General features: G+C 47.8%; 16 protein-coding genes. 9 read left to right on the forward strand and 7 right to left on the reverse strand.

What is annotated here, in order from left to right:
- Window positions 1-39 precede the first annotated feature (39 nt).
- From ACJJIT_RS02135 to fghA, 6 genes are all read left to right on the forward strand, one after another.
- Window positions 40-468: an Hsp20/alpha crystallin family protein gene (locus ACJJIT_RS02135; RefSeq protein ID WP_444899820.1), complete on the forward strand. Its 429-nt coding sequence runs from the start codon at window positions 40-42 to the stop codon at window positions 466-468.
- 65 nt (window positions 469-533) lie between these two features.
- Entirely contained in the window at window positions 534-950 is a 417-nt protein-coding gene (locus ACJJIT_RS02140; RefSeq protein WP_252083319.1) for a CBS domain-containing protein, read from the forward strand.
- A gap of 166 nt (window positions 951-1,116) precedes the next feature.
- On the forward strand, window positions 1,117-1,692 hold the full coding sequence (locus ACJJIT_RS02145; protein WP_444899821.1) for a PhnA domain-containing protein: 576 nt from the start codon (window positions 1,117-1,119) through the stop codon (window positions 1,690-1,692).
- Window positions 1,693-1,880: 188 nt separating this feature from the next.
- Window positions 1,881-2,927: an AraC family transcriptional regulator gene (locus ACJJIT_RS02150; protein ID WP_444899822.1), complete on the forward strand. Its 1,047-nt coding sequence runs from the start codon at window positions 1,881-1,883 to the stop codon at window positions 2,925-2,927.
- A gap of 153 nt (window positions 2,928-3,080) precedes the next feature.
- Window positions 3,081-4,214, forward strand: a complete 1,134-nt coding sequence (locus ACJJIT_RS02155) for an S-(hydroxymethyl)glutathione dehydrogenase/class III alcohol dehydrogenase (protein ID WP_444899823.1) — start codon at window positions 3,081-3,083, stop codon at window positions 4,212-4,214.
- A gap of 12 nt (window positions 4,215-4,226) precedes the next feature.
- Complete coding sequence (fghA, locus tag ACJJIT_RS02160; protein ID WP_444887199.1) at window positions 4,227-5,090, forward strand: S-formylglutathione hydrolase; 864 nt, start codon at window positions 4,227-4,229, stop codon at window positions 5,088-5,090.
- A 99-nt stretch (window positions 5,091-5,189) separates the two neighbouring features.
- Here the strand turns inward: fghA and ACJJIT_RS02165 are convergent, their stop codons facing one another.
- The 3 genes from ACJJIT_RS02165 to ACJJIT_RS02175 form a co-directional block, all read right to left on the reverse strand.
- Window positions 5,190-5,621 (reverse strand): hypothetical protein, encoded by a 432-nt coding sequence (locus ACJJIT_RS02165; RefSeq protein WP_444899824.1) that lies wholly within the window; start codon window positions 5,619-5,621, stop codon window positions 5,190-5,192.
- Window positions 5,622-6,194: 573 nt separating this feature from the next.
- Complete coding sequence (locus tag ACJJIT_RS02170) at window positions 6,195-7,457, reverse strand: NADH:flavin oxidoreductase/NADH oxidase family protein (RefSeq protein ID WP_444899825.1); 1,263 nt, start codon at window positions 7,455-7,457, stop codon at window positions 6,195-6,197.
- Window positions 7,447-8,106 carry a TetR/AcrR family transcriptional regulator gene (locus ACJJIT_RS02175; RefSeq protein WP_444899826.1) on the reverse strand — a complete coding sequence of 220 codons (660 nt, stop codon included), beginning with the start codon at window positions 8,104-8,106 and terminating at the stop codon, window positions 7,447-7,449. Before ACJJIT_RS02175 ends, ACJJIT_RS02170 begins: the two co-directional genes overlap by 11 nt.
- A gap of 779 nt (window positions 8,107-8,885) precedes the next feature.
- Between ACJJIT_RS02175 and ACJJIT_RS02180 the strand changes: the two genes are divergently transcribed.
- Both ACJJIT_RS02180 and ACJJIT_RS02185 read left to right on the forward strand, forming a co-directional pair.
- Window positions 8,886-11,096, forward strand: a complete 2,211-nt coding sequence (locus tag ACJJIT_RS02180) for a DPP IV N-terminal domain-containing protein (RefSeq protein WP_444899827.1) — start codon at window positions 8,886-8,888, stop codon at window positions 11,094-11,096.
- Between the two features lie 294 nt (window positions 11,097-11,390).
- Window positions 11,391-11,828 (forward strand): rhodanese-like domain-containing protein, encoded by a 438-nt coding sequence (locus tag ACJJIT_RS02185; protein ID WP_444899828.1) that lies wholly within the window; start codon window positions 11,391-11,393, stop codon window positions 11,826-11,828.
- 78 nt (window positions 11,829-11,906) lie between these two features.
- Here the strand turns inward: ACJJIT_RS02185 and katG are convergent, their stop codons facing one another.
- Window positions 11,907-14,177 (reverse strand): catalase/peroxidase HPI, encoded by a 2,271-nt coding sequence (gene katG / locus ACJJIT_RS02190; protein ID WP_444899829.1) that lies wholly within the window; start codon window positions 14,175-14,177, stop codon window positions 11,907-11,909.
- Between the two features lie 532 nt (window positions 14,178-14,709).
- Here katG and ACJJIT_RS02195 point away from each other — a divergent pair.
- On the forward strand, window positions 14,710-16,698 hold the full coding sequence (locus ACJJIT_RS02195) for an alkyl/aryl-sulfatase (RefSeq protein ID WP_444899830.1): 1,989 nt from the start codon (window positions 14,710-14,712) through the stop codon (window positions 16,696-16,698).
- Here ACJJIT_RS02195 and ACJJIT_RS02200 read toward each other — a convergent pair.
- The 3 genes from ACJJIT_RS02200 to ACJJIT_RS02210 all read right to left on the reverse strand — a co-directional run bounded on the left by ACJJIT_RS02200 (window position 16,609) and on the right by ACJJIT_RS02210 (window position 20,952).
- Entirely contained in the window at window positions 16,609-18,651 is a 2,043-nt protein-coding gene (locus ACJJIT_RS02200) for a DNRLRE domain-containing protein (protein ID WP_444899831.1), read from the reverse strand. The genes ACJJIT_RS02195 and ACJJIT_RS02200 overlap by 90 nt on opposite strands.
- Window positions 18,652-18,730: 79 nt before the next feature.
- Window positions 18,731-19,372, reverse strand: a complete 642-nt coding sequence (locus ACJJIT_RS02205) for an Lcl C-terminal domain-containing protein (RefSeq protein WP_252083307.1) — start codon at window positions 19,370-19,372, stop codon at window positions 18,731-18,733.
- Window positions 19,369-20,952 carry an ethylbenzene dehydrogenase-related protein gene (locus tag ACJJIT_RS02210; protein WP_444899832.1) on the reverse strand — a complete coding sequence of 528 codons (1,584 nt, stop codon included), beginning with the start codon at window positions 20,950-20,952 and terminating at the stop codon, window positions 19,369-19,371. Before ACJJIT_RS02210 ends, ACJJIT_RS02205 begins: the two co-directional genes overlap by 4 nt.
- Window positions 20,953-21,066 lie beyond the last annotated feature (114 nt).

A 21,066-nucleotide genomic window follows, 5' to 3' on the forward strand; every position in this document is an offset into this window, starting at 1 on the left:
GCGCCTCTTACGACATAGCGGTAGATGGAGGTTGTAAGTATGAGTCTGATACCCAGAGGTTCCCTGCTGGATCTGGATAATATGTTTGAGCAGATGTTGTCACCTGGCCGCGCTATCGGCAGTGAAAGGGAGGGATTTTTCTCACCACGTATCGACGTGAGTGAACGGAAAAACAAATATGAAATCAGTGCCGAACTGCCCGGTGTTGGTAAGAATGATATCAATATCACTTTGGAGAATGGAGTTTTAACCCTAGAGGCGGAAGTACATCGCGAGATCAAGGAAGAAAAAAATGGCCGGATTCTGCGACAAGAGCGCCGTTATGGCAAATTCCTGCGTAGTTTTAATCTGGGGGAGGATGTTCGAGAAGATGAAATTGATGCGAATTTCAAAGATGGCATTCTGACTCTGACTGTCCCCAGACATGAAGGACATCCGCCACAGAGAAAGCGTATCGAAGTGCACTGATTTTTTCATGCGACGGGCTTCCGTCGCTTTAAAAGTATGTTTTCAGTATTAGTTGAGGTAAACAAATGAAAGTGAAACAGGCAATGCACCAGGGTGTGACCTGGTGTACACCAGATACCTCTCTACAGGAATTGGCAAAAATCCTGCGGGACGAGGATATCGGAGCGGTTCCCATCGGTGAAAACGATCGATTAGTGGGTATGGTGACCGACCGAGATATCGTATGTCGCGGTGTTGTGCAGGGAGGCAATCTTTCTTCCCTAACTGCCCGTGATGTAATGACTGAGGGCATTGAGTGGTGCTGGGAAGAGGATGACCTACTCTCCGCAGTACACAAAATGGAACAGCAGCTGCTACGGCGAATGCCAGTTCTAAATAGTGAGAAGCGCATGGTCGGCATTCTCAGTCTCGGCGATATCACCTCAGCCATTGCCAGTAAGCAGGGTGGTCACTTCGCCTCTGCGGTTTCGGCTCACCACTAGTTTCCGTAGCCCCATTATGGGGCTTAACTTATTTTTCTGGGCCCTGTGAGGGGAATTCTCCGATGGGGCCCAGTCTTATTTTACTTTCTTATTGATTCATAGGTTCTGGTAGGGTTGCACGAATTAGCGAGTGAGGGCGTATACTCCGCACTTTTTGAGGTAATCCATGGCGGTCAGTCAGGAACAGCTGCTTCAGCGCAGTGGTGGTCAGTGCGAACTCTGCAAAGCTCAGGATAATTTGGAAGCTTATGAACTGCCGGAGTCCCCTGTCGGGACGGAGGGCCATTTACTCCTGTGCCAGACCTGCCGCGATCAGCTGAACAATCCAGCCGAACTCGACAGCGCTCATTGGCAGTGTTTATCTGACTGCATGTGGAGCCAAGAGCCGGCGGTGCAAGTTTTGGCCTGGCGGCTTCTCAAGCGCCTGTCTACGGAAACCTGGGCGCAGGATTTACTAGACATGCTTTACCTTGATGACGATCTTCTTAACTGGGCCCAAGCCGGCGCACTACCTCAAGCGGGCGACATTCTTGTTCACCGCGACAGCAACGGCGTGCAACTGCAGGCAGGTGATAGTGTGACCATTATCAAGGATCTGGATGTAAAAGGGGCCAGTTTGGTGGCCAAGCGCGGTACTGCAGTTCGTGGTATCAGTTTAACGGATAACCCAGAACACATTGAAGGGCGTGTCGAGGGGCAGCGTATCGTTATCCTGACTAAGTTCGTCAAGAAAATTGGTTGAAACTCTATTGATTGCCAGCCTTAGATACAGGACTAGTTTACGAAGGGAAGGGTGGTTTCCTATCACATTTCAGTCTTGTGAAGATTACTGGAATAAATTTGCCCTGTTATCATCCCTGGGATACTTCCCTAGGACTTTAACCGCCTGGCATTGGCCGTAGATCCCAATGCTAGCTGGTGCGCCTGGCTATGGCCGTGGTTGTAGCTGTGACAGGCAGTGGAGATGGATTGATGAGCCCCACCTATGAAATTCGCAGCGGCACCCTCGCGGGTTTCAACACTCTGGTTCCCCAGTTGGGCGGAATACCTTCGGATTTGCTCGCTGAGGTTGGCCTACCCGTGGATTGTATGCGTCGCCCGGATATCTTGATTCCAATCTCTACTCTGATCGACTTGTTAAACCTGTGTGTGCGTGAGCTGCAATGCAATGACTTTGGCTTGCGGCTGGCGGAGCAGCAGGGCCTGCGTATGCTTGGAGTGTTGGGTAAGTTGGTGCTCAAAGAGAAAGACCTGGATGCCGCGCTGAGTGCCAGCCACCGCTACATGGTATTACACAACCAGGCTGATCACTGGCGAATAATTGAGCGCGATAGCAGACTCTACGCTTATCGCATTAGCCATTATGAAGGGCTCGGAGTAGCTGAGCAGTACAGCGAGCTGGCCTTGGGCGCCGCCTGCAGGCTATTTAGGGAGTTGGCTGGAACGGATATTCGCCCGCGCCAAGTGCATTTTTGCCATGTACCGGTTTCTTCACTCCAGCGTTACCGTGAGTACTTTGAAGCTGAGGTATTTTTTGCCAAGGAATATGATTGTCTCGTGTTTGATGCTGAAGTGTTAGAAAGGCCTTTGAATGCGGCTAGTGAGGGATTGGTGCAATATTTTGAGGAATTTACCCAGTTGCTCATTCAGGGGCAAAGGGGGGATATAGCGAGTCAAGTGCGGACGCTGATCTTGCAGACATTGGGGGCCCAACAGCATAACCTGGCACAGGTTGCCCAACTGGTGGATACCCCTGTTCGCACTTTGCAGCGCCATTTACGTGCTGCCGGCACCTCTTTCAAGCAGCTTTTACAAGAAGCGCGCATGGAAACGGCGCGATGGCATTTACGGTCCTCAAATATTGATATTGCTCTACTGTCGGCGAGCCTTGGTTATACCGATACCAGTGCCTTCTCCAAAGCTTTTCGCACTGTGCATGGGAATTCCCCCTTACAGTGGCGCAAGCTACAACATTGATTTTTACTTCTAGGTTTTTCAAAGGGTATTTACCCGGCAGTGTCCCACCTGATTTCAGTATCCTATTTTGTCCTTCCCTTTTTGCCTCATAAATACTGGCAGGCTATGCTGGGCACCTGTTGATTGAAACAACGACCAGTAAGGAATAACACCATGGGTGCAGAGACGATTCGCTGTAAAGCCGCTGTGGCCTGGAAAGCGGGCGAGCCGCTTTCTATCGAGGAAGTTGAGGTGATGCCGCCGCAAAAAGGCGAGGTACGTATCAAGCTGACGGCTACCGGGGTCTGCCATACCGATGCTTTTACACTTTCGGGGGAGGATCCGGAGGGTGTCTTCCCCGCGATCCTTGGCCATGAGGGAGCGGGTGTTGTGGAGTCGGTGGGTGAAGGAGTTACCAGCCTGGCGGTTGGGGATCATGTTATCCCGCTCTATACCCCCGAGTGTGGCGAATGTAAGTTTTGTTTGTCTGGCAAAACGAACCTCTGCCAAAAAATTCGAGCAACCCAAGGTAAGGGTTTGATGCCGGATGGCAGCACGCGTTTTTCGATCAATGGAAAGCCCATCTATCACTATATGGGCACCTCCACTTTTTCTGAGTATACGGTATTACCGGAAATCTCCCTGGCGAAGATTAATCCCGAGGCGCCACTTGAGGAAGTTTGCCTTCTTGGCTGTGGTGTCACTACGGGGATGGGAGCGGTGATGAATACCGCTAAGGTAGAAGCGGGTTCAACCGTGGCAATCTTTGGCTTGGGAGGAATTGGCCTATCGGCAATTATCGGGGCCAAGATGGCGGGTGCTGAGCGTATTATTGGCATCGATATTAATGAAGATAAATTTGCCCTGGCAAAAAAACTCGGTGCGACAGAGTGTATTAACCCCAAAAATTATGAACAACCCATCCAGGAAGTCATTGTCGATCTTACCGATGGTGGAGTGGATTACTCCTTCGAATGTATTGGTAATGTAAATACTATGCGGTCTGCGCTGGAGTGTTGCCACAAAGGTTGGGGCGAGTCTGTAATTATTGGCGTTGCCGGTGCGGGTCAGGAAATCAGTACGCGCCCCTTCCAGTTGGTTACTGGTAGGGTGTGGCGCGGCACTGCATTTGGCGGAGTGAAAGGTCGCTCTGAACTTCCGGATTATGTCGAGCGCTATCTGGCCGGGGAATTTAAGTTGGATGACTTTATTACCCACACGATGCCCTTGGATAATATTAATGAGGCCTTTGATTTGATGCACAAAGGCAAGAGTATTCGCAGCGTCATTCATTACGAAAACGTTTGAGTGGGATAACCTATGTCAATTGAGCTTGTCAGTAGCACCAGATCGTTTGATGGGTTACAACAAGAATACCGGCACCGCTCCGCTGTGTTGAATTGCACTATGCAGTTTTCTATTTTTTTGCCTCAGGGTACAGACAGCGAAGAAGGGCATCGCTACCCGGTGCTTTATTGGTTATCGGGCCTGACTTGCACCGATGCTAATTTTAGCCAGAAAGCGGGCGCCCAGCGTATGGCTGCAGAGCTGGGTATTGTGCTGGTCATACCAGATACCAGCCCTCGTGGAGAGGATGTTGCCGATGACCCCTCCTACGACCTTGGCCAGGGAGCAGGGTTCTATGTGAATGCCACTCAAGAACCCTGGAAGCAGCACTACCGCATGTATGACTACATAGCGGCTGAATTACCGGCGCTAATTGAAGGGCATTTTCCGGTAAGTAAGAAGCGCGCCATCAGTGGTCATTCCATGGGAGGTCATGGCGCCCTGGTTATTGGCTTGCGTAACCCTGAGCGATATACCTCAGTTTCAGCATTTAGTCCGATCTGTAATCCGATCGCTTGCCCCTGGGGAGAGAAAGCGTTTGGTGCATATCTGGGCGCAGATACAACCTGCTGGGAAGGTTACGATGCGAGTGTTTTAGTAGGGCGAGCGACAACGCACCTTCCGATACTGGTCTCCCAGGGCGATGAAGATCAATTCCTTGAGCAGCAGTTACGACCCGAGGCCCTGCAAATGGCCGCCGAAGCTTGTAGCTATCCTCTGCGACTGGAGCACCATGCTGGATATGATCATAGCTACTTCTTTATCGCCTCATTTATTGAGGAGCACCTGCGTTTCCATGCGGATTACCTCTTGAGTAACGATAAAATTCCTGCCTAAAGCTGCTGTCATATCGTTTAGAGCTGCGCTGCAACCGGGCACTTTATAATTGCCCGGTTGTAATACATGAGCTTTTTATCGAGCTTACCTGGGTGTCTTTCACCTATCTGATTGAGCGGCAACTGCACGACATTCACCGTGTATCTCTGCCCGGCCTTTCTCGAAAGTCTGTTCAATCGGGAACCAGCCGTTAGAACAGAATCCATTTTCATTTATGAGGAGTTCCACCCTCGCCATTGCCATTTTCTTAATATCGCCTGAGTTTGATTGACTGTGGCCAGGTTTACCAGAGCTGGGCTTGCCCTTTGCTGGTTTACCCTTACCGCCCATTCCGGGGCCACCGTTATGTTTACTGCCGTGGCTTCCATCGTCATGGGGCGCTGCCCTCAGGCTTGCCTTATATACAAAGCGTTTGTGTCCTAGTTCAGTGATATCAGCAACAAAAGATTCGTTAGTGGGAACCTTAGGCGTGGAGCTACAGCCGAAGATGAGCAGGGAAGCTCCCATAGTAGAGAGGAGGTTAGCCTTCATTGTTGTTATCCTGTGAGTAATTAGTTTCCAGTATGACCTTTGCCCTGTACTAACGTCGGTTAAGCAGAGTAAACAATTGTTAAGGTCAATCAATTCAATAAGGTGTTTCTTTCTTAGGGGTCTTTACCGGATATTTTCTTCTTACCTAAATAAGTTACTCTTGAAATCTGTGTTTTATATATGCGTAGAGGTCTACCCAGATTATTTTTACTATGATCTATGGCTTGATGATGGGAAAAGGGCCTAAAAAATATAGTGATTTTATAGTTCTATGGCAATTTATAGAGGAGAAATAGAGAGCAGATTTTCAGGTTTGATTTTAGGGTGCACAGTGTCTCCTCGGCAGCTGGAGAGACTTATTTTCTGACGCGCTAGGAAGTTGTCTTCAGTCACAAAGACCTGTAAAAAAGTCATAATCTGACAACAAAATGTTGTTACAGGCTTTTAAAAATACTTGTTTTCCACGAACTCACCCTGGTTTTGACCGGCGGCGGTACGTCCTTGTATTGTCTCACTTATCTGCTGTGATTTACGGTAAGGAACTATAATTTTCCTAGGCGCAATAAAGTTTTATCAGGCTCGTCGCCTCTGAAAAGAAAGCAATCCGACAGCTGTCAGCGTTTTTAATACTGAGGTCCAAGCACTCATATTTGGTTTCGTTGGCTTTCCTTTGCCAATAAGGGCCAGCTGTTGTTCATACCAAGTGACATCCAGCATAGCCATAAAATCCAGTCTGGGAATACCTGTGGTGAGCTTTTTCAATGTTATCTTATGGTTGCCATCCGATAACAGTTTGTGCGATAGCCGTGGGTCAACCGCTAATGGGCGGGCTAGGCCGATCATATCCACGGCATTTGATACAAGGGCGGCCTCCATGGCAGCTGCGGAACGGAAGCCACCGGTGACTACGACAGGAATTTGCAACTGTGCACGTGCCTTTTCTGCATAATCGAGAAAATAGGCCTCTCGCTTGATAGTGCTTTCTTTCACATTGGCACCAACCATACTTGGGTTTTCATAATTGCCGCCGGAGATTTCAATTAAGTTAATACCTTCATCCTGCAGGGCTTTCAGAACCTGCATGGATTCCTCTTCACTGAACCCACCTTTTTGAAAATCTGCTGAATTGAGTTTTACGCCTACCGGAAAATCTTCACCAACGGCTTCGCGAATAGCGCTATATACCTCGCGTAAAAATCGTAAGCGATTTTCTAAGGTACCTCCCCACTGATCATTTCGCCGATTGTGGTGAGGGGATAGAAACTGATTGATCAGATAACCATGAGCAGCATGTATCTGAATCCCAGTAAATCCAAACTCTTTCGCCTGTGCTGCGGCCCAGGCAAATTTTTTAATGATAATTACTATTTCATTTTCAGTGAGTTCTCTCGGGCGGTTGAAGGTCTTCTCTAAGCCATTAGCCAATGGAATTGCAGAAGGTGCGACGGGTTCGGTACTTAAAAAGCTGGGTGTTTGCTTGCCAGGATGATTTAATTGCATCCAGATTTGTGTACCGTTTTGGCGCCCAGCTTGGGCCCATTTCCGGAACAGGGAAAGGTCCGACTTCTCGTCTAATACCACATTCCGCGGCTCACCAAGAGCTGTTCGATCAACCATGACGTTGCCGGTGACCAGTAAACCTGTGCCTCCTTCTGACCATGTGCGATATAAGTGAATCAGCTCCTCGGTGGGGGCATGATTGGGATCCGCTAATTGCTCACTCATAGCAGATTTAAACAAGCGGTTTTTCACACTGGTTCCCGGCAGAATACTCAGTGGACGAGCGAGAGGTGTAGCTCGATCGGTGTTTTTTAAGGCGTTGATACTATTTTTCAAAATGAATGTCCTGCCTGTAAGTTTTAATACTGGCCAGTGTTTGTCCCCCTTGTTGCGTCACCAAGGTGCTAAAAAACGTCCGTAGCTGTCGGAGTAAATCATTGGGATCACCGGATACCTGGTATTGCAGAATACTGCCCTGCCAAACGCTATAACACAGTGTCGCAAGGTTATCGGCGGGGACGTCACTGCGTAGATCTCCTTGATCTTGGGCCAAATGTAATATCGACTGAAGATTTTCCAGCCACCTGTGCTCTACAGACTCAATGGCTTCACGGCAAAGAGGACTGGCCTGGGCTACCTCGGCTGACATCGCTCCGAGTAGACAGGCACAAGACTGACCAACTTTTACTTTGTTTTGAACACGGTTATGAAAGCAGCACCAGAGCTGGATCAAGCCAGGTGCCTGATCCAGGTTTATTATCGTCTGCGCTAGTTCCGCATCAATCTGCTGGCCGTAGCGGTGAATAATGCTGGCTACGAAGGCCTCTTTACTGGGGAAATAGTTGTAGAACGAACCTTTGGGTACACCTACTGCATCCAGCACCTGCTTGATACCAGTGCCGTGATATCCCTGGCTGGTCAGCATTGCGGTACCTGCTTCTAACAGTGCTTCTTTGGTGTTTTCGCTTTTAGGTGGTCGAGCCATAAATATTAGACCGGTCGTCTATTAACTGGTGATCAATATATGACCGATCGTCTTGGAATGCAAGAGGGAGTGTTTTGTTTTGGTATTTTCTAGGCTAGGGATCAGGAAAAGGTTACTTATATGGGGGGATTGGCCCCGACGACCTATTAATCATTGGCCACACACAATAGTTTACTGAAATCGAAAATACTCTTTCAAAATAAAATTTATTCAGAAATTTTGAATCAATGTAAGGCTTTTTGTGCTCTTTAATTGGTTATTTTTGGTTTAAATTACCTATTTTGCTAGGGGGGCTACTCTTTTCATCGCCGCATATTGAGATGGTTCCTCTATCAACTTGCCTGCTCCGACTATAGAGTCTCCCTCAGAGTTAGATAAGTAAATGGATCGATTGTGATTGAGTTCGCGGTGGAAACTGGGAAGAGCTGCGACCTGGATATCTTTGGCAGCAAATTGTTATGGAGGGAGGTGAGAACTGTTTTAATAGAAGAAGTAAGTTGGTTCTTTTTACTGATTTTGTTTCGTCAAAAGCCAGCCCCAAGATTGTCTTCAGGAACTGCGAATATCGATGATGCAGAGTAAATGACGGTAAAGTAGGACAATTGCAGAAGGTTTGATTGTCACTCTGTTAAATTCAGAAAGAGAGCTCGATGCCCTCCGTTATCTGAAGATTACATTGTAGAATTCAAGGACTTTGTTGCTTGCAGAGAAAGTGGTTTAACGCCTTTCTTAACGCAGATTTGCGCCTAGCATAAAACACTAAAACAAAGAGCCCTTCTATGAAAAGAAAACTGCTTGCCCTACTTAGCTGTACAACCTTTGCGGGACTCTGTTCCGCGGATACGTTGACTATTGAGCGAATATTCTCCGATCCGGCCCTTGGAGGCACAGCGCCCCGTGCCCTTGAGTACTCTCCCGATGGTAGTCGGGTAACTTTTCTGAAGGGGCGCGATGAAGACTATAACCGTTACGATTTGTGGGAATATAACATTGCCGATAAAGAGTCCCGTATCCTGGTGAATTCCGATAGCCTGCACAGTGGTCATGAGGAATTGTCCGATGAAGAAAAAGCCCGACGCGAGCGCCAGCGAATTTATGGCAGTGGCATTATGGAATACAGCTGGTCGGAAGATGGTAAGTCCCTGTTATTTCCGTTAGCTGGAGATGTTTATTACTACGGCCTGGATAGTAAATCCGCGCGGCGCTTAACTGAAGCTGAAACTTTCGAAACCGATGTGCGGGTTTCCCCTAAAGGGCGTTATGTTTCTTTTATTCGCGACCAGGATATTTTTGTTGTTGACCTAAAGAATGGTAAAGAGCGTGCATTAACCAGTGATGGCCACGGGCCTATTAAAAATGGTATGGCCGAATTTGTTGCTCAGGAAGAGATGGGGCGCATGAGCGGATACTGGTGGTCACCAGATGACCGTCATATCGCCTTTCTGCAGGTGGATGAGTCTCCGGTGGATAAGGTGACTCGCAGTGAAATCTATGCTGATCGCATTGACCTGATTCAGCAACGCTATCCCGCCGCAGGGAGAGCGAATGTAAAAATTCAGCTGGGCATTCTGAATGTAGAAACCGGTAAATCCCGCTGGGTAAACCTTGGTAATGAGCAGGATATTTATATTCCTCGCGTGCAGTGGGCGCGCGATAATCTACTGACTTATCAATGGCAGTCCCGCAATCAACAGAAGTTGCAATTGCGTGCTTTTGATCTGAAGACGAACACTGGTAATACCCTGTTGATTGAGTTCAGTGATACCTGGGTAAATTTGAGTGATGATCTTCACTTCTTGGAGAATAAAGATCAATTTATCTGGTCTTCAGAGAGAGATGGTTTTAAACATCTCTATCTCTATGATCTAAGTGGTAAATTGTTGAACCAGATCACTCAGGGTGACTGGGTAGTGGATGAAGTTGAAGCGATTGATGAGAATCAGGGCCTGGTGTATTTCACCGGGCGTAAAGATACTGTGATAGAGCGACATTTGTATCGAGCGCCATTCAATGGGGATGGAAAGATACAACGTATCTCTAGCAAGAAGGGAATGCATGATATTGAGTTTTCCCAAGATGCCTCGGGTTATATCGATAAATTTTCCAGTGTAAATACCCCGCCTCAAGTAAGCTTGCATAATGCCAGTGGCGAACTAACGACCTGGCTGGAAGAAAATGCGGTTATTAATGGGCACCCTTTACACCCATACAAAGCTGATTGGATTACTCCTGAGTTCGGTACCATTGAATCCCCTCTGGGACACCAGCTTAATTATCGACTTTATAAGCCAGCTAATTTTGATGCATCAAAGCGTTACCCGGTTATGGTTTATGTCTATGGTGGACCCCATGTTCAGGTAGTTACCAATAGCTGGGATAAAGCCTTTAACCAGTTTATGGCCCAGCAAGGGTATGTCGTTTTTTCTCTGGATAATCGAGGTTCTGCTAACCGCGGAACGACTTTTGAGAACCCCATTTTTAAAAATATGGGTAGCCCTGAAGTTGAAGATCAGGTTACTGGGGTGAAATTCTTGCGCACACTACCTTTTGTCGATAGTGAGAATATTGGTATCTTTGGGCACAGTTATGGGGGCTATATGACTCTTATGAGTATGTTTAAAGCGGGTGACTATTTTAAGGCAGGTGTATCCGGTGCTCCTGTTACCGATTGGTCCCTTTATGATACCCATTATACTGAGCGTTATATGGGGAAACCCGAGACCGATGCGGATGCCTATCAGGCTTCATCAGTTTTTCCGTACACTGAGGGACTTAAGGGCTCCCTGTTGATTTATCACGGTATGGCGGATGATAATGTCTTGTTTACTAACACCACCCGACTGATCAAACAGCTGCAGGATAATGGCCAGCAGTTTGAATTGATGACCTACCCTGGCAAGAAGCATAGTTTGCGCGGTAAACAAACTCGGATTCACCAGTACATAATGATCAGAGATTTCTTTGATCGACATTTACGCAAAGATAGCTAATTTTAGTTATATTATTTTCTGTATATCAGGACCCCAGGCAAATAAAGCTTGGGGTTTGATCAGTGAAGTACTGATACCATCCTTATTCCTTCTACATTTTTTGTACCAAGTCTCCAATCATCCCAAGAACATCTCTATTTGTCTCATATTGTGTTCAATCATTTTTGGTGATTGATATTTTTTGTTTACTTTCTTTCTCATGGATTATGTTGTTTGAGGAAATTGGGAGTGCAAATAATCTACTAAGTGATTTTTGGTGGATCTGTTCAGGAATATATTGGGTTAGGGTGAATTATGTTGAATAGAATTGGTGGTAGATTTATTGTATTAGCTGCATTGATAAGTTTTTTTGGATGTGCTGGTGTTGGAACTGAAAAAGAGATGCCGTCACAGGAAGTAAGTCGCGAAATGGTGGGAGTTGAAGCAGAACTACTATCTGCTTATATGCAGGACCAATCCCTATTGACTCTAGTTGATGCGCGAACAGTGGGGGAGTTTGAGGCTGGACATGTAAACGGTGCAATTAATGTCCCTCTAGGTGATTTCGATGAAATGAGAGAGCATTTAACAATAGGTCTTGACGAGATGGTATTGGTTTACTGCAAAAGTGGCACACGGGCAAAAAGATTGGCAAATAAATTATTTGCAGTCGGCTATAAGGATGTCAGAGTTGTATCATCGCACCAGTTGAAATTTATTGAAGGAGAAATAATTTTTGCAAACTTGGATTAAAGTTTGATGTGGGTAAAAGAGACAAGGTAAACCGGCTGATATGCTGGTTTACCTTGAAGTAATTATCGTAAGAACCATTTACTGACTAGCTGTGTCAAAACGATCCAGATTCATTACCTTAGTCCAGGCTTTAGAAAAATCCTGCACGAATTTCTGCTGAGAGTTATTGAAGGCATAGACCTCAGCGACTGCTCTGAGCTCAGAGTTGGAGCCAAAGATTAGATCCACAGGGGTTGCCGTCCACTTTACCTTACCGGTTTTGCGGTCGCTACCCTCATAAACCCCCTCTGCTTTATCGGATTTTTTCCATATTGTGGACATGTCTAGTAAGTTGACAAAAAAGTCGTTAGTGAGTATTCCTGGTTTATCGGTAAAGACGCCGTTTTTCGATCCATCAGTATTGGCGTTCAGCGCGCGCATACCACCAATCAAAACCGTCATTTCTGGTACAGTGAGGGTCAACAGACTGGCGCGGTCCACCAGCATCTCGGTGGGTGTACGGCTATTATTACTGCTGAAATAATTGCGAAAGCCGTCGGCTGTGGGCTCAAGCATGGCGATGGAATTAACATCAGTCTGTTGCTGGCTTGCATCGGTACGACCGGGCTTGAAAGAAACGCTGATCTTTTGCCCCCCATCCGCAGCTGCTTTCTCAACAGCGGCAGTGCCACCGAGAACAATAAGGTCGGCGAGAGAGACTTTCTTACCCCCAGATTGGGCACTGTTAAACTCTTGCTGAATTTTTTCTAGCTGTGCTAGAACCTTGGCAAGTTCCTCTGGGTCATTGACTGGCCATTGTTTCTGGGGATCCAGCCGTATACGTGCGCCATTTGCTCCTCCACGCATATCTGAGCCGCGAAAAGTCGAAGCAGAGCCCCAGGCCGTTCTTACCAGCTCAGGCACGGTAAGGCCTGAGGAGAGGATTTTCGTTTTAAGTTGGCCGACATCATTGTCATCTATTAGAGGGTGATCGACTTTTGGTACTGGGTCTTGCCAGATCAGATCCTCTTTGGGAACTTCCACACCCAGATAACGCGCTTGAGGGCCCATATCGCGGTGAGTCAGCTTGAACCATGCCTTGGCGAAAGCGCGTTTAAATTCCTCAGGATTTTCCTGAAAGCGCTTGGCAATTTCCCGGTAACTGGGATCAAACTTTAAAGATAAATCGGTGGTAAACATGATTGGTGCATGCCGCTTGTTTTTATCAAAGGCGTCTGGCACCAAGTTGGCCGCAGCTTGATCATCTGGGATCCACTGTACTGCACCAGCAGGGCTCTTGGTTTTTACCCAGTTAAACTTGAATAAGTTATCCAGGTATTGTTGGCTCCAGTTAATTGGAAGGGCCGACCAGGCCCCTTCAAGCCCAGAGGTCATTGTGTCATCGGCATTACCCTTACCACACTTGTTTTTCCAGCCCAGTCCCTGTTGCTCAATTGGGGCTGCTGCCGGTTCTGGGCCTAAGCAATCGGCTTTTACCGCGCCATGAGCCTTGCCAAAAGTATGGCCACCAGCGATCAGAGCAACCGTTTCTTCATCGTTCATGGCCATACGAGCAAAGGTTTCACGAATGTCGATAGCCGCAGCCTTGGGATCAGGATTACCGTTAGGACCCTCTGGGTTTACATAAATCAATCCCATCTGAACGGCCGCCAGTGGTCTTTCTAACTGGCGATTACCGGTGTAGCGCTCATCGGCCAGCATCTTTGTTTCCGGGCCCCAATAAACCAGATCTGGCTCCCAGTCGTCTATACGGCCACCGGCAAAGCCGTAGGTCTCAAATCCCATGGATTCAAGAGCAACGTTGCCAGTGAGCACCATTAGGTCAGCCCATGATAGATTGGCGCCGTATTTCTGCTTGATAGGCCACAGCAGACGCCGTGCTTTATCTAGATTGGCATTATCTGGCCAACTATTCAGAGGGTCGAATCGCTGCTGCCCCCCCCCTGCGCCTCCGCGTCCGTCGTTAACCCGGTATGTACCTGCGCTGTGCCAGGCCATTCGGATCATAAAGGGGCCATAATGCCCATAATCCGCAGGCCACCACTCCTGGGAAGTTTTTAACAGCGTTTCAATGTCACTCTTTACTGCTTTGAGATCCAGTGTTTTAAAAGCCTCGGCATAATTAAAGCTTCCTCCCATGGGGTTAGACTTTGGGGAGTGTTGCCGCAAGGGGCGCAGATCCAGCTGATTGGGCCACCAGAATTGGTTTGATTTAGGTTGGAAGTCCTTTGGGCCCTGGCGGGTGACGGGATCGGTCACTACCTCCTCCTCAGCAGAATACGTATTTGACGCCAATAATGACAGTGTGATGAAAAGAGCGGTACCGAGTGAAGCTCTATAGAAACGCATTGCAATCATCTCCATACGATAAGGAATGCAGATTACAGCTTTTTAATTTGGTCTTTCTTACGAATTTAAAGAGGTATATAGCCTATATTGGCGACGTAATTTTTGCGAGCTTTGTCGGACCAAGCAGCTGAGAAAGAGTTTTATTTCCAGTAGATGATAAGTAAATAATATTGGCTAGGTGGTTTTTGGGGGGGATATTGGACGTTATCCTTTTTTATCTATCGTGATTTTATAGGTGCTAATCACCTGTGTCTTTGATGAATAATTTCTAAGGATTAAATGTAATCTATTTGGTTGTTAAGCTTCTTTAAAAACTTAATTGTTGAAAATGACGAAATAAATACGGGTGCCTAACACTATTTTTTAATATTGGTGGCTTTTATGATGTGTGAGCGATAGCTTCTTTGGGAAGTTAAAACAAGACCACCTCAATACGCAGAGATAAGCTGTTGCGTTCAGGTGTGCTGGCCCATGATTCTATTTTCTTATTCTAGGGCTAAGCCTATGGCAATGATTTATAAGGAGATTCTGTATGCGTATTTTTTTTATTTTTGGGGTGCTTTGTCTTTTATTGATGGCTTGTGGTGAATATTCACAAAAATCGACCAAACATTCTGAGGAACTGAATGCCAAAGTTAAGCCGGCGAGTAAAGTTACCAAAGCGCATAACTTGTCTGTAGCGAAGCAATTGCCTTTCTCCAATGACTTGGATTTCCGCCTAGCCAAACGTGGGTTTATTGCCACGATTCCGGGAGCACAGGTTACAAACGCTATGGGAAGAGAGGTCTATGGACTGGCTCAGATGCAATTTCTAGATGGGGCGCCAAAGGATACAGTTAATCCGAGTCTTTGGCGGCAGGCTCAACTTAATGCTTTGAACAATGGGTTGTTTGAAGTTGTTGAAGGGATTTACCAGGTTCGCTCACTAGACCTAGCCAATATGACCTTGATCAAAGGGGAAACGGGATGGATTGTTATCGATCCCCTAACCTCTATGGAGACAGCTGCTGCTGGCTTGGCCCTGGCTAATAGGGAGTTAGGCAATAGGCCTGTTAGCGCTGTAATTTTTACCCACAGCCATGCGGATCATTTTGCCGGTGTAGCGGGAGTTCTCACCATGCAACAGCTAGCCGAAGGAAGTGTGGAAATTATCGCGCCTGACGGATTTTCCGAGGAAGCAATCAGCGAGAATGTCCGCTCGGGCAATGTGATGCAGCGGCGGGCGCTCTACCAATTTGGGGACCTGTTACCATCCAGCCCAGATGGATTTGTGTCCTCGGGTCTTGGCAATCGCGTGTCTGATGGAGAGCACGGTATTGCAACGCCTACACAGTTGATTCCCGAAGAAGGGGCAGAGATGAAAATAGATGGTGTAGATATCATCTTTATGAGCACCCCTGGAGCCGAAGCTCCCACTGAGATGGTCTTCTTCTTTCCCCAGTTTAACGCCCTATGTATGAGTGAGATTGCCAATCACACTTTACATAATATCTATACGCTTCGTGGTGCTAAAACTCGGGATGCGCTGGCGTGGAGTCGCTACATAGAGAGAGCCATGGAAAAATTTGGTGGAGATACCCAGGTGGTTTTCAGTAGCCATCACTGGCCCACCTGGGGAAATAGTGAGGCGCTGGATTACCTAGTAAAGCAACGAGATCTCTACAAATATATTCACGATCAGACTCTACGCCTGGCTAACCATGGCCACGACATGATCGAAATCGCCGAACAAATACAATTGCCAGAGGCGCTCTCCCACACCTGGGCTAACCGGGGTTATTACGGTACGGTCAATGTGGGCGCAAAAGCGGTGTACAACCGTTATCTAGGATATTTTGATGGGAACCCTTCCAATCTACACCCACTCCCTCAGGAAGAAGCCGCGCTTCACTATGTAGAGTATATGGGGGGGGAAGAAGAAATAATGAAACGGGCACGGCAGGATTTTTCCCAGGGAAATTACCGTTGGGTGGCGATGGTGTTAAAGCACTTGGTTTTTGCTGAGCCAAAAAATCAGGAGGCACGTTATTTATTGGCGGATGCTTTCGAACAGCTGGGGTATCAGGCGGAGTCTGGAATTTGGCGCAATTTTTATTTAAGCGGTGCCAGGGAGTTACGCCACGGAGTTGAGTTCCGTGAAGAGATGCAGCCGCCGGAAGAAATTGTAGCGCGGGTGCCTCTACAACTTTTATTCGATGCCATGGCGGTGCGCCTTAATGGGGAGAAGGCGGCGGAAGCGGATATCCGCTTAAATATTGAGATGACGGACAACAAAAATAAATACTTAGTGGTCGTTAAAAATGGAGTTTTACACGGTTATCCAGATCGACACAGTGAAGACCCCTCAGCGAGTTTGGCACTAAGTAGCACCGACCTGCGACTGATGTTCAGTGGTTTGGTCGGTGCTCCCACCATGATCAAGGAGGGGCGCTTAAAGGTGCGCGGCAATCCCTTGGCTTTGATCCAGTTTGGCAGACTCTTCGATAAGTTTGATAGGAACTTCAACCTGGTGACCCCTTAATTGGGAGATGCCGGGTAAGGTGGGCAACAGTTTGTCGGACCTCATATCACCCGTTACTCGTTGCGGTATGAGTCCCTGATAAGTGGAAGCGGCCGGCTTCGCTTTTAGAGCAAAATTGTTACAAGTAGCCTCAACTTTGAGTGCCGGTGACATGCCGATTTCCTTGGAAGTGAAGTCCACACCGTTAATACCACTGCGCGCGGCAATAACAAGCCCGGTATTTATACCGCTAAGCCAACTATTGAGAAGCCCGGAAGACAGAAGATCGATACTTTCTAAACCCTTATAAAAAGGCACAAAGCTCTCTGCCAGATTGCCACGTACCGATGAGCCCCCCACAGAGTTCCAGGTGGCGTTTTCCTCACTCCAGTTATTGGCGGCCTGGTAGATACCGAAAGTGCTACCCGATCGATTCGTGACATTCAGCTGCAGAGTGGCAGAGCTGATAGAGGAGCAGCCGGAAAGACTGCCTAGATCAAATTTAATCAGTGTGTAGAGTGTCCCATAGGTGTGGTCACTCCCATCGGCCAGTAGTCCTTCGGGGTCATGGTTAAAATTACTTGATGCGTAACGGGAGGAGATAAACACATCATCGCTTATTGGTAGGGAAAAGCTGCCGTTACTATCTGAGCTCTCTTGAATCACGCTGCGACCAGCGTTATTAGCGATCAAATTCATGGATTCCCCCAGGCGGTTGGCGGTCCACCAATTCACATTATCTGGCAGGATGAGTGGATCGGCGGCACGCGCCTCCCGAGTCAGAGTTTCTGCAGTGTCATCGAACTGTGCGGTGCGCACTACCAGTCCACTTTCACTCACCTGGATGACCTTAAACTGCTGGATACTGGCCATGTCGATGGTCCAGGTTTTGGCGTCGTTAGCGGAACGCGCTGGAGCGCCCCAACTCCCTTCCCCCACGTAAACGGTACCGCCGTTGGTGGTGGTAGAAAAGTTATTGCCACTGGGTATCACGGCCTCAGTCATTTTGGTGAGATGAGTATCGGATTCCACCACCAGGTTCATCGCATAGTCGTAAAATGGCTGCGCCCACCAGTTAAATAAAGTGGGATTGTCAGACTTGCCGCTGTAATGGGGGAACATGGGCTTGTGATATTGGGCGAGACGCCAGCTGGCGGCGCTGCCATAGCTGGATAAATCGCTCGACAGCCAATTATTCATTGCGCTGGCGTAAGAGGACCATCCACTATTCTGAAACTGGCTATTTAAGGTGTAAATACGCAGTAAAGGTGACACCTGCACGGCACCATAAGTGTCGCTGGGCGAACAGTCTCCATCGCCATTAAAATCCACGCCGAAGACTTCGCAGATGGTCGAGTAATTATCATCTTCGTGATTGCCGTGAGTGGGGATCAATGGGTAGATTCGCTTGTAGCTATAACCATCAATCGTATCGCTGGAGTAAGTCAACTCCCAGTCGTCGAGGAATTCTCGCATTTCTGAGGCGCTATTGGCATTGGTGAAGTCGCCGCCATGCATCACTGCGAGAGGGCGTATTTTAGCTAGCAGAGTATTTCCCTGGCGACGAGTGGTATGTCCTGTGCGGGTATCACCACCGGCAATTACTACAAAAGGCGCGTTTTCTGCTGGAGCTGTCCTAAACCAAAATCGCTCACCACAGCCATTTTGGTCACATACACGAAAATAAACAGGAGAGTCCGCATTCAAATTTTGCAGGCGTACAAAATGGCTGGTGATACCGCTATCGAATGTTTCGCTATTGCTGACAAATGCGCTGTTCCAGCTGCTTTCATTGGTGGAGTAACCGTAGCTGACATAGGGATTACTGCTGTTGCCATCTGGAGAAAAACCGATGACAGCACTGCTGGAAGCATCGCCATCCCAGGCAAGGCGGTAGTGTTTGGTGGCGGCACTGACGTTGACTGCCAGCAACAATGTCGAAATAGTGAGAGCGGGGCCTATATATCGTCTCATTGCGGAAATTCCTCTGCAAAGTTGGGACTTTTTGTGAGAGGCCACCGCCTGGAGGGGGCAGGTTGGTGGCGCGCAGGAATTATTGGGGAACGATGTGACAGATGCTTGAACGATTGGTTACCAAGCGTGTGAAAGCTGCATTGCGATAGGGAATTGTGACGGTTTGCCCATTTATAAAATTGACCGATGCGCCACCGACTTTTAGATAGGAGTAGATGCCTTCGAGGGGGAGATCGCCATCACTGGTCCAGTAATCACCGCGCTGGGTTTTGGGGAAGTATCCAGTTTCGATACTGGGGCTTCCCGGCTGTGCGTCTGGAGCCACCAGTGAACGCAGTTCGCTGGCGGAGGGCAGGCGCCAATGTTTTGCATCACAGAGTTGTTCCCGGTTAGTGTGCCGGATTAAATCCTCTGTGTCACAGCGCTCTGCTTCGAAATAACAATCTCCATTATTGGCAACGCCCTGATTGTTTAATAGTCGCGAATAAGTCCAACGTCCATCGTGAATGTCCTCACTATCTGTCTTGACCTCCCACAGCAGACCGCTGCGGCTATCGCAGACACAGGACCAGGGGCCCTCCCAGGTATCCATTACTTTTCCCTCAGCGCTCACTTTTAGAAGGTGGTATTGCTGCGGTTTTGGAGCCTGTGGTGTGTGGATAACGGCAGCACCAATCAGACAGGCGGGGAGAATAAAAATCAAAAAGAGTCGCGTGATCATAGCGCTTTACTCAGATTCAGTTGGATGGCTCTGGTATGACGGGTGTGGGCAACTTGTGCGCGATCAAATGCGGAAACCCACAGGCAGGTGCCATCTTCGATAGGAATGTCCAGGGGAGAGGCTGTATTTAATTTGCGTACAAGCTCTAGCGACCAGTATCCATCACGCCAAATACCTTTGGCTCTAACATCCGCACGATCACCCTCGAAGCGATTGGAGGTATAAAGTACCGAAGGCATTAGAGTTCCTGGTGCTATCCGGTCGCTTTCTGCTGAGTAAGGTTGGTAATCAAACCAGGAGATGGTCCAATCAAGCTCCTGGCCTTCTTTAACATTTTGAAAGGGAGCCAATACATTAGCATCACTAGGCAAGCGTTTAGGAGTGATGCCAGTGGGGGAATACCATTTCCAGTTCAGTAAATAAGCACCGGATTCCTTTGCATCCTGTTGGTAACCTGCCGTGTAGCGGCGTTTACCTGCACGCACTTTATCTGGCGCGCCGATAAAATTGTCATCCGCCAGATACATTTTATTAGTGCGTACTGCTTTCCAGTGCCAAAGATCGTGAAGTTGCCCCGATTGGCTGTAGTGATACCCCTTGCCATGCCAGTTTGATGGCTTGTTTGCCAGTGGTGAACGTCCGAGATGGGCGGTGCCAGCACCTCCGAAGTCACAGTGACTGGAAAGTAACAAGGCAAATTTGTCTTCGTAAAAATTCTTTTCATCAAAATTCTCAAAGCCTTGCTGCTGGATCTTCCAACCTTGATCCGTTTTTATCAGGGGTAAATGAGTCAGGCTTTCTGTGGGATCCTGCCAGGAAATATGAAAATAAATCTCCTCACCATTTTGCAGAGCTTTGAGATGCACATCAGTACGACCCTGATAAAAATTTGCGCCGCCATCGGTACTGATTTTTAGTGGCTGAGCTTTTGCCCATTGGGGTTCATCGGCATGGCCATCAATATCAATGATCGTATGGATAGGAATTGAGGTTACCGGCAGTTGATAATAAGAAAATTTGGTCAGAAGCAGCCAACCGCTGAGCAGAAAGATGGGCAGCAAACTACATAGCAATGCCAGTTGAACTCTTCTGTTTGTGGCTGGCTTGAGGATATAGAGAAGAGCACTTTGCCCGAACTGCAGTAGATAAACGCCTGCGTGTAGAAAAATATAGACGCTGAGTCCAAGCGCGGCGAAAAAATGTAATATTCGGACCAGTGATAACTGGCCTATCCCAGTAAAGAGCAGCCAGCCACTGGCCAACGAGATGCCAATGAGGCTAATGCCCCCCCAGGTGACTACTCGGTGGTAATTCCATTGTTTATGAGCGCATGATTGTTCAATTCGATAAAGTCGAATAGCATTCGAGTATAAATAAGAAAGGGCAACCAGCGAAAGCAGGAGTGCAGAGAAGAAATGTACACTGTGTACCTCTCCCTGGGGCAGCAGTTCTTCAATTGAGGCAATGGCGGGTTTAGTGAGTGTGGCAATACGCAACCCACTGAAAAGACTGCAGATCACTGCTATTGCTAATGCAGCATGCAGCAGTATCCACATGGGGCTTTTTGATCTGTCAGACATAATTAGGCCCTAAAAAAGCCCACAGGCTATCGGCGGGATATGACAGTTTAGAGAAACTTATGTGGCTCTGAGAAATGGTTAAAACTCATTACTCCGCCAAAATGCAGTCTTTGC

The sequence above is a fragment of the Microbulbifer mixtoriginis (SeqCode) genome (assembly GCF_052467515.1).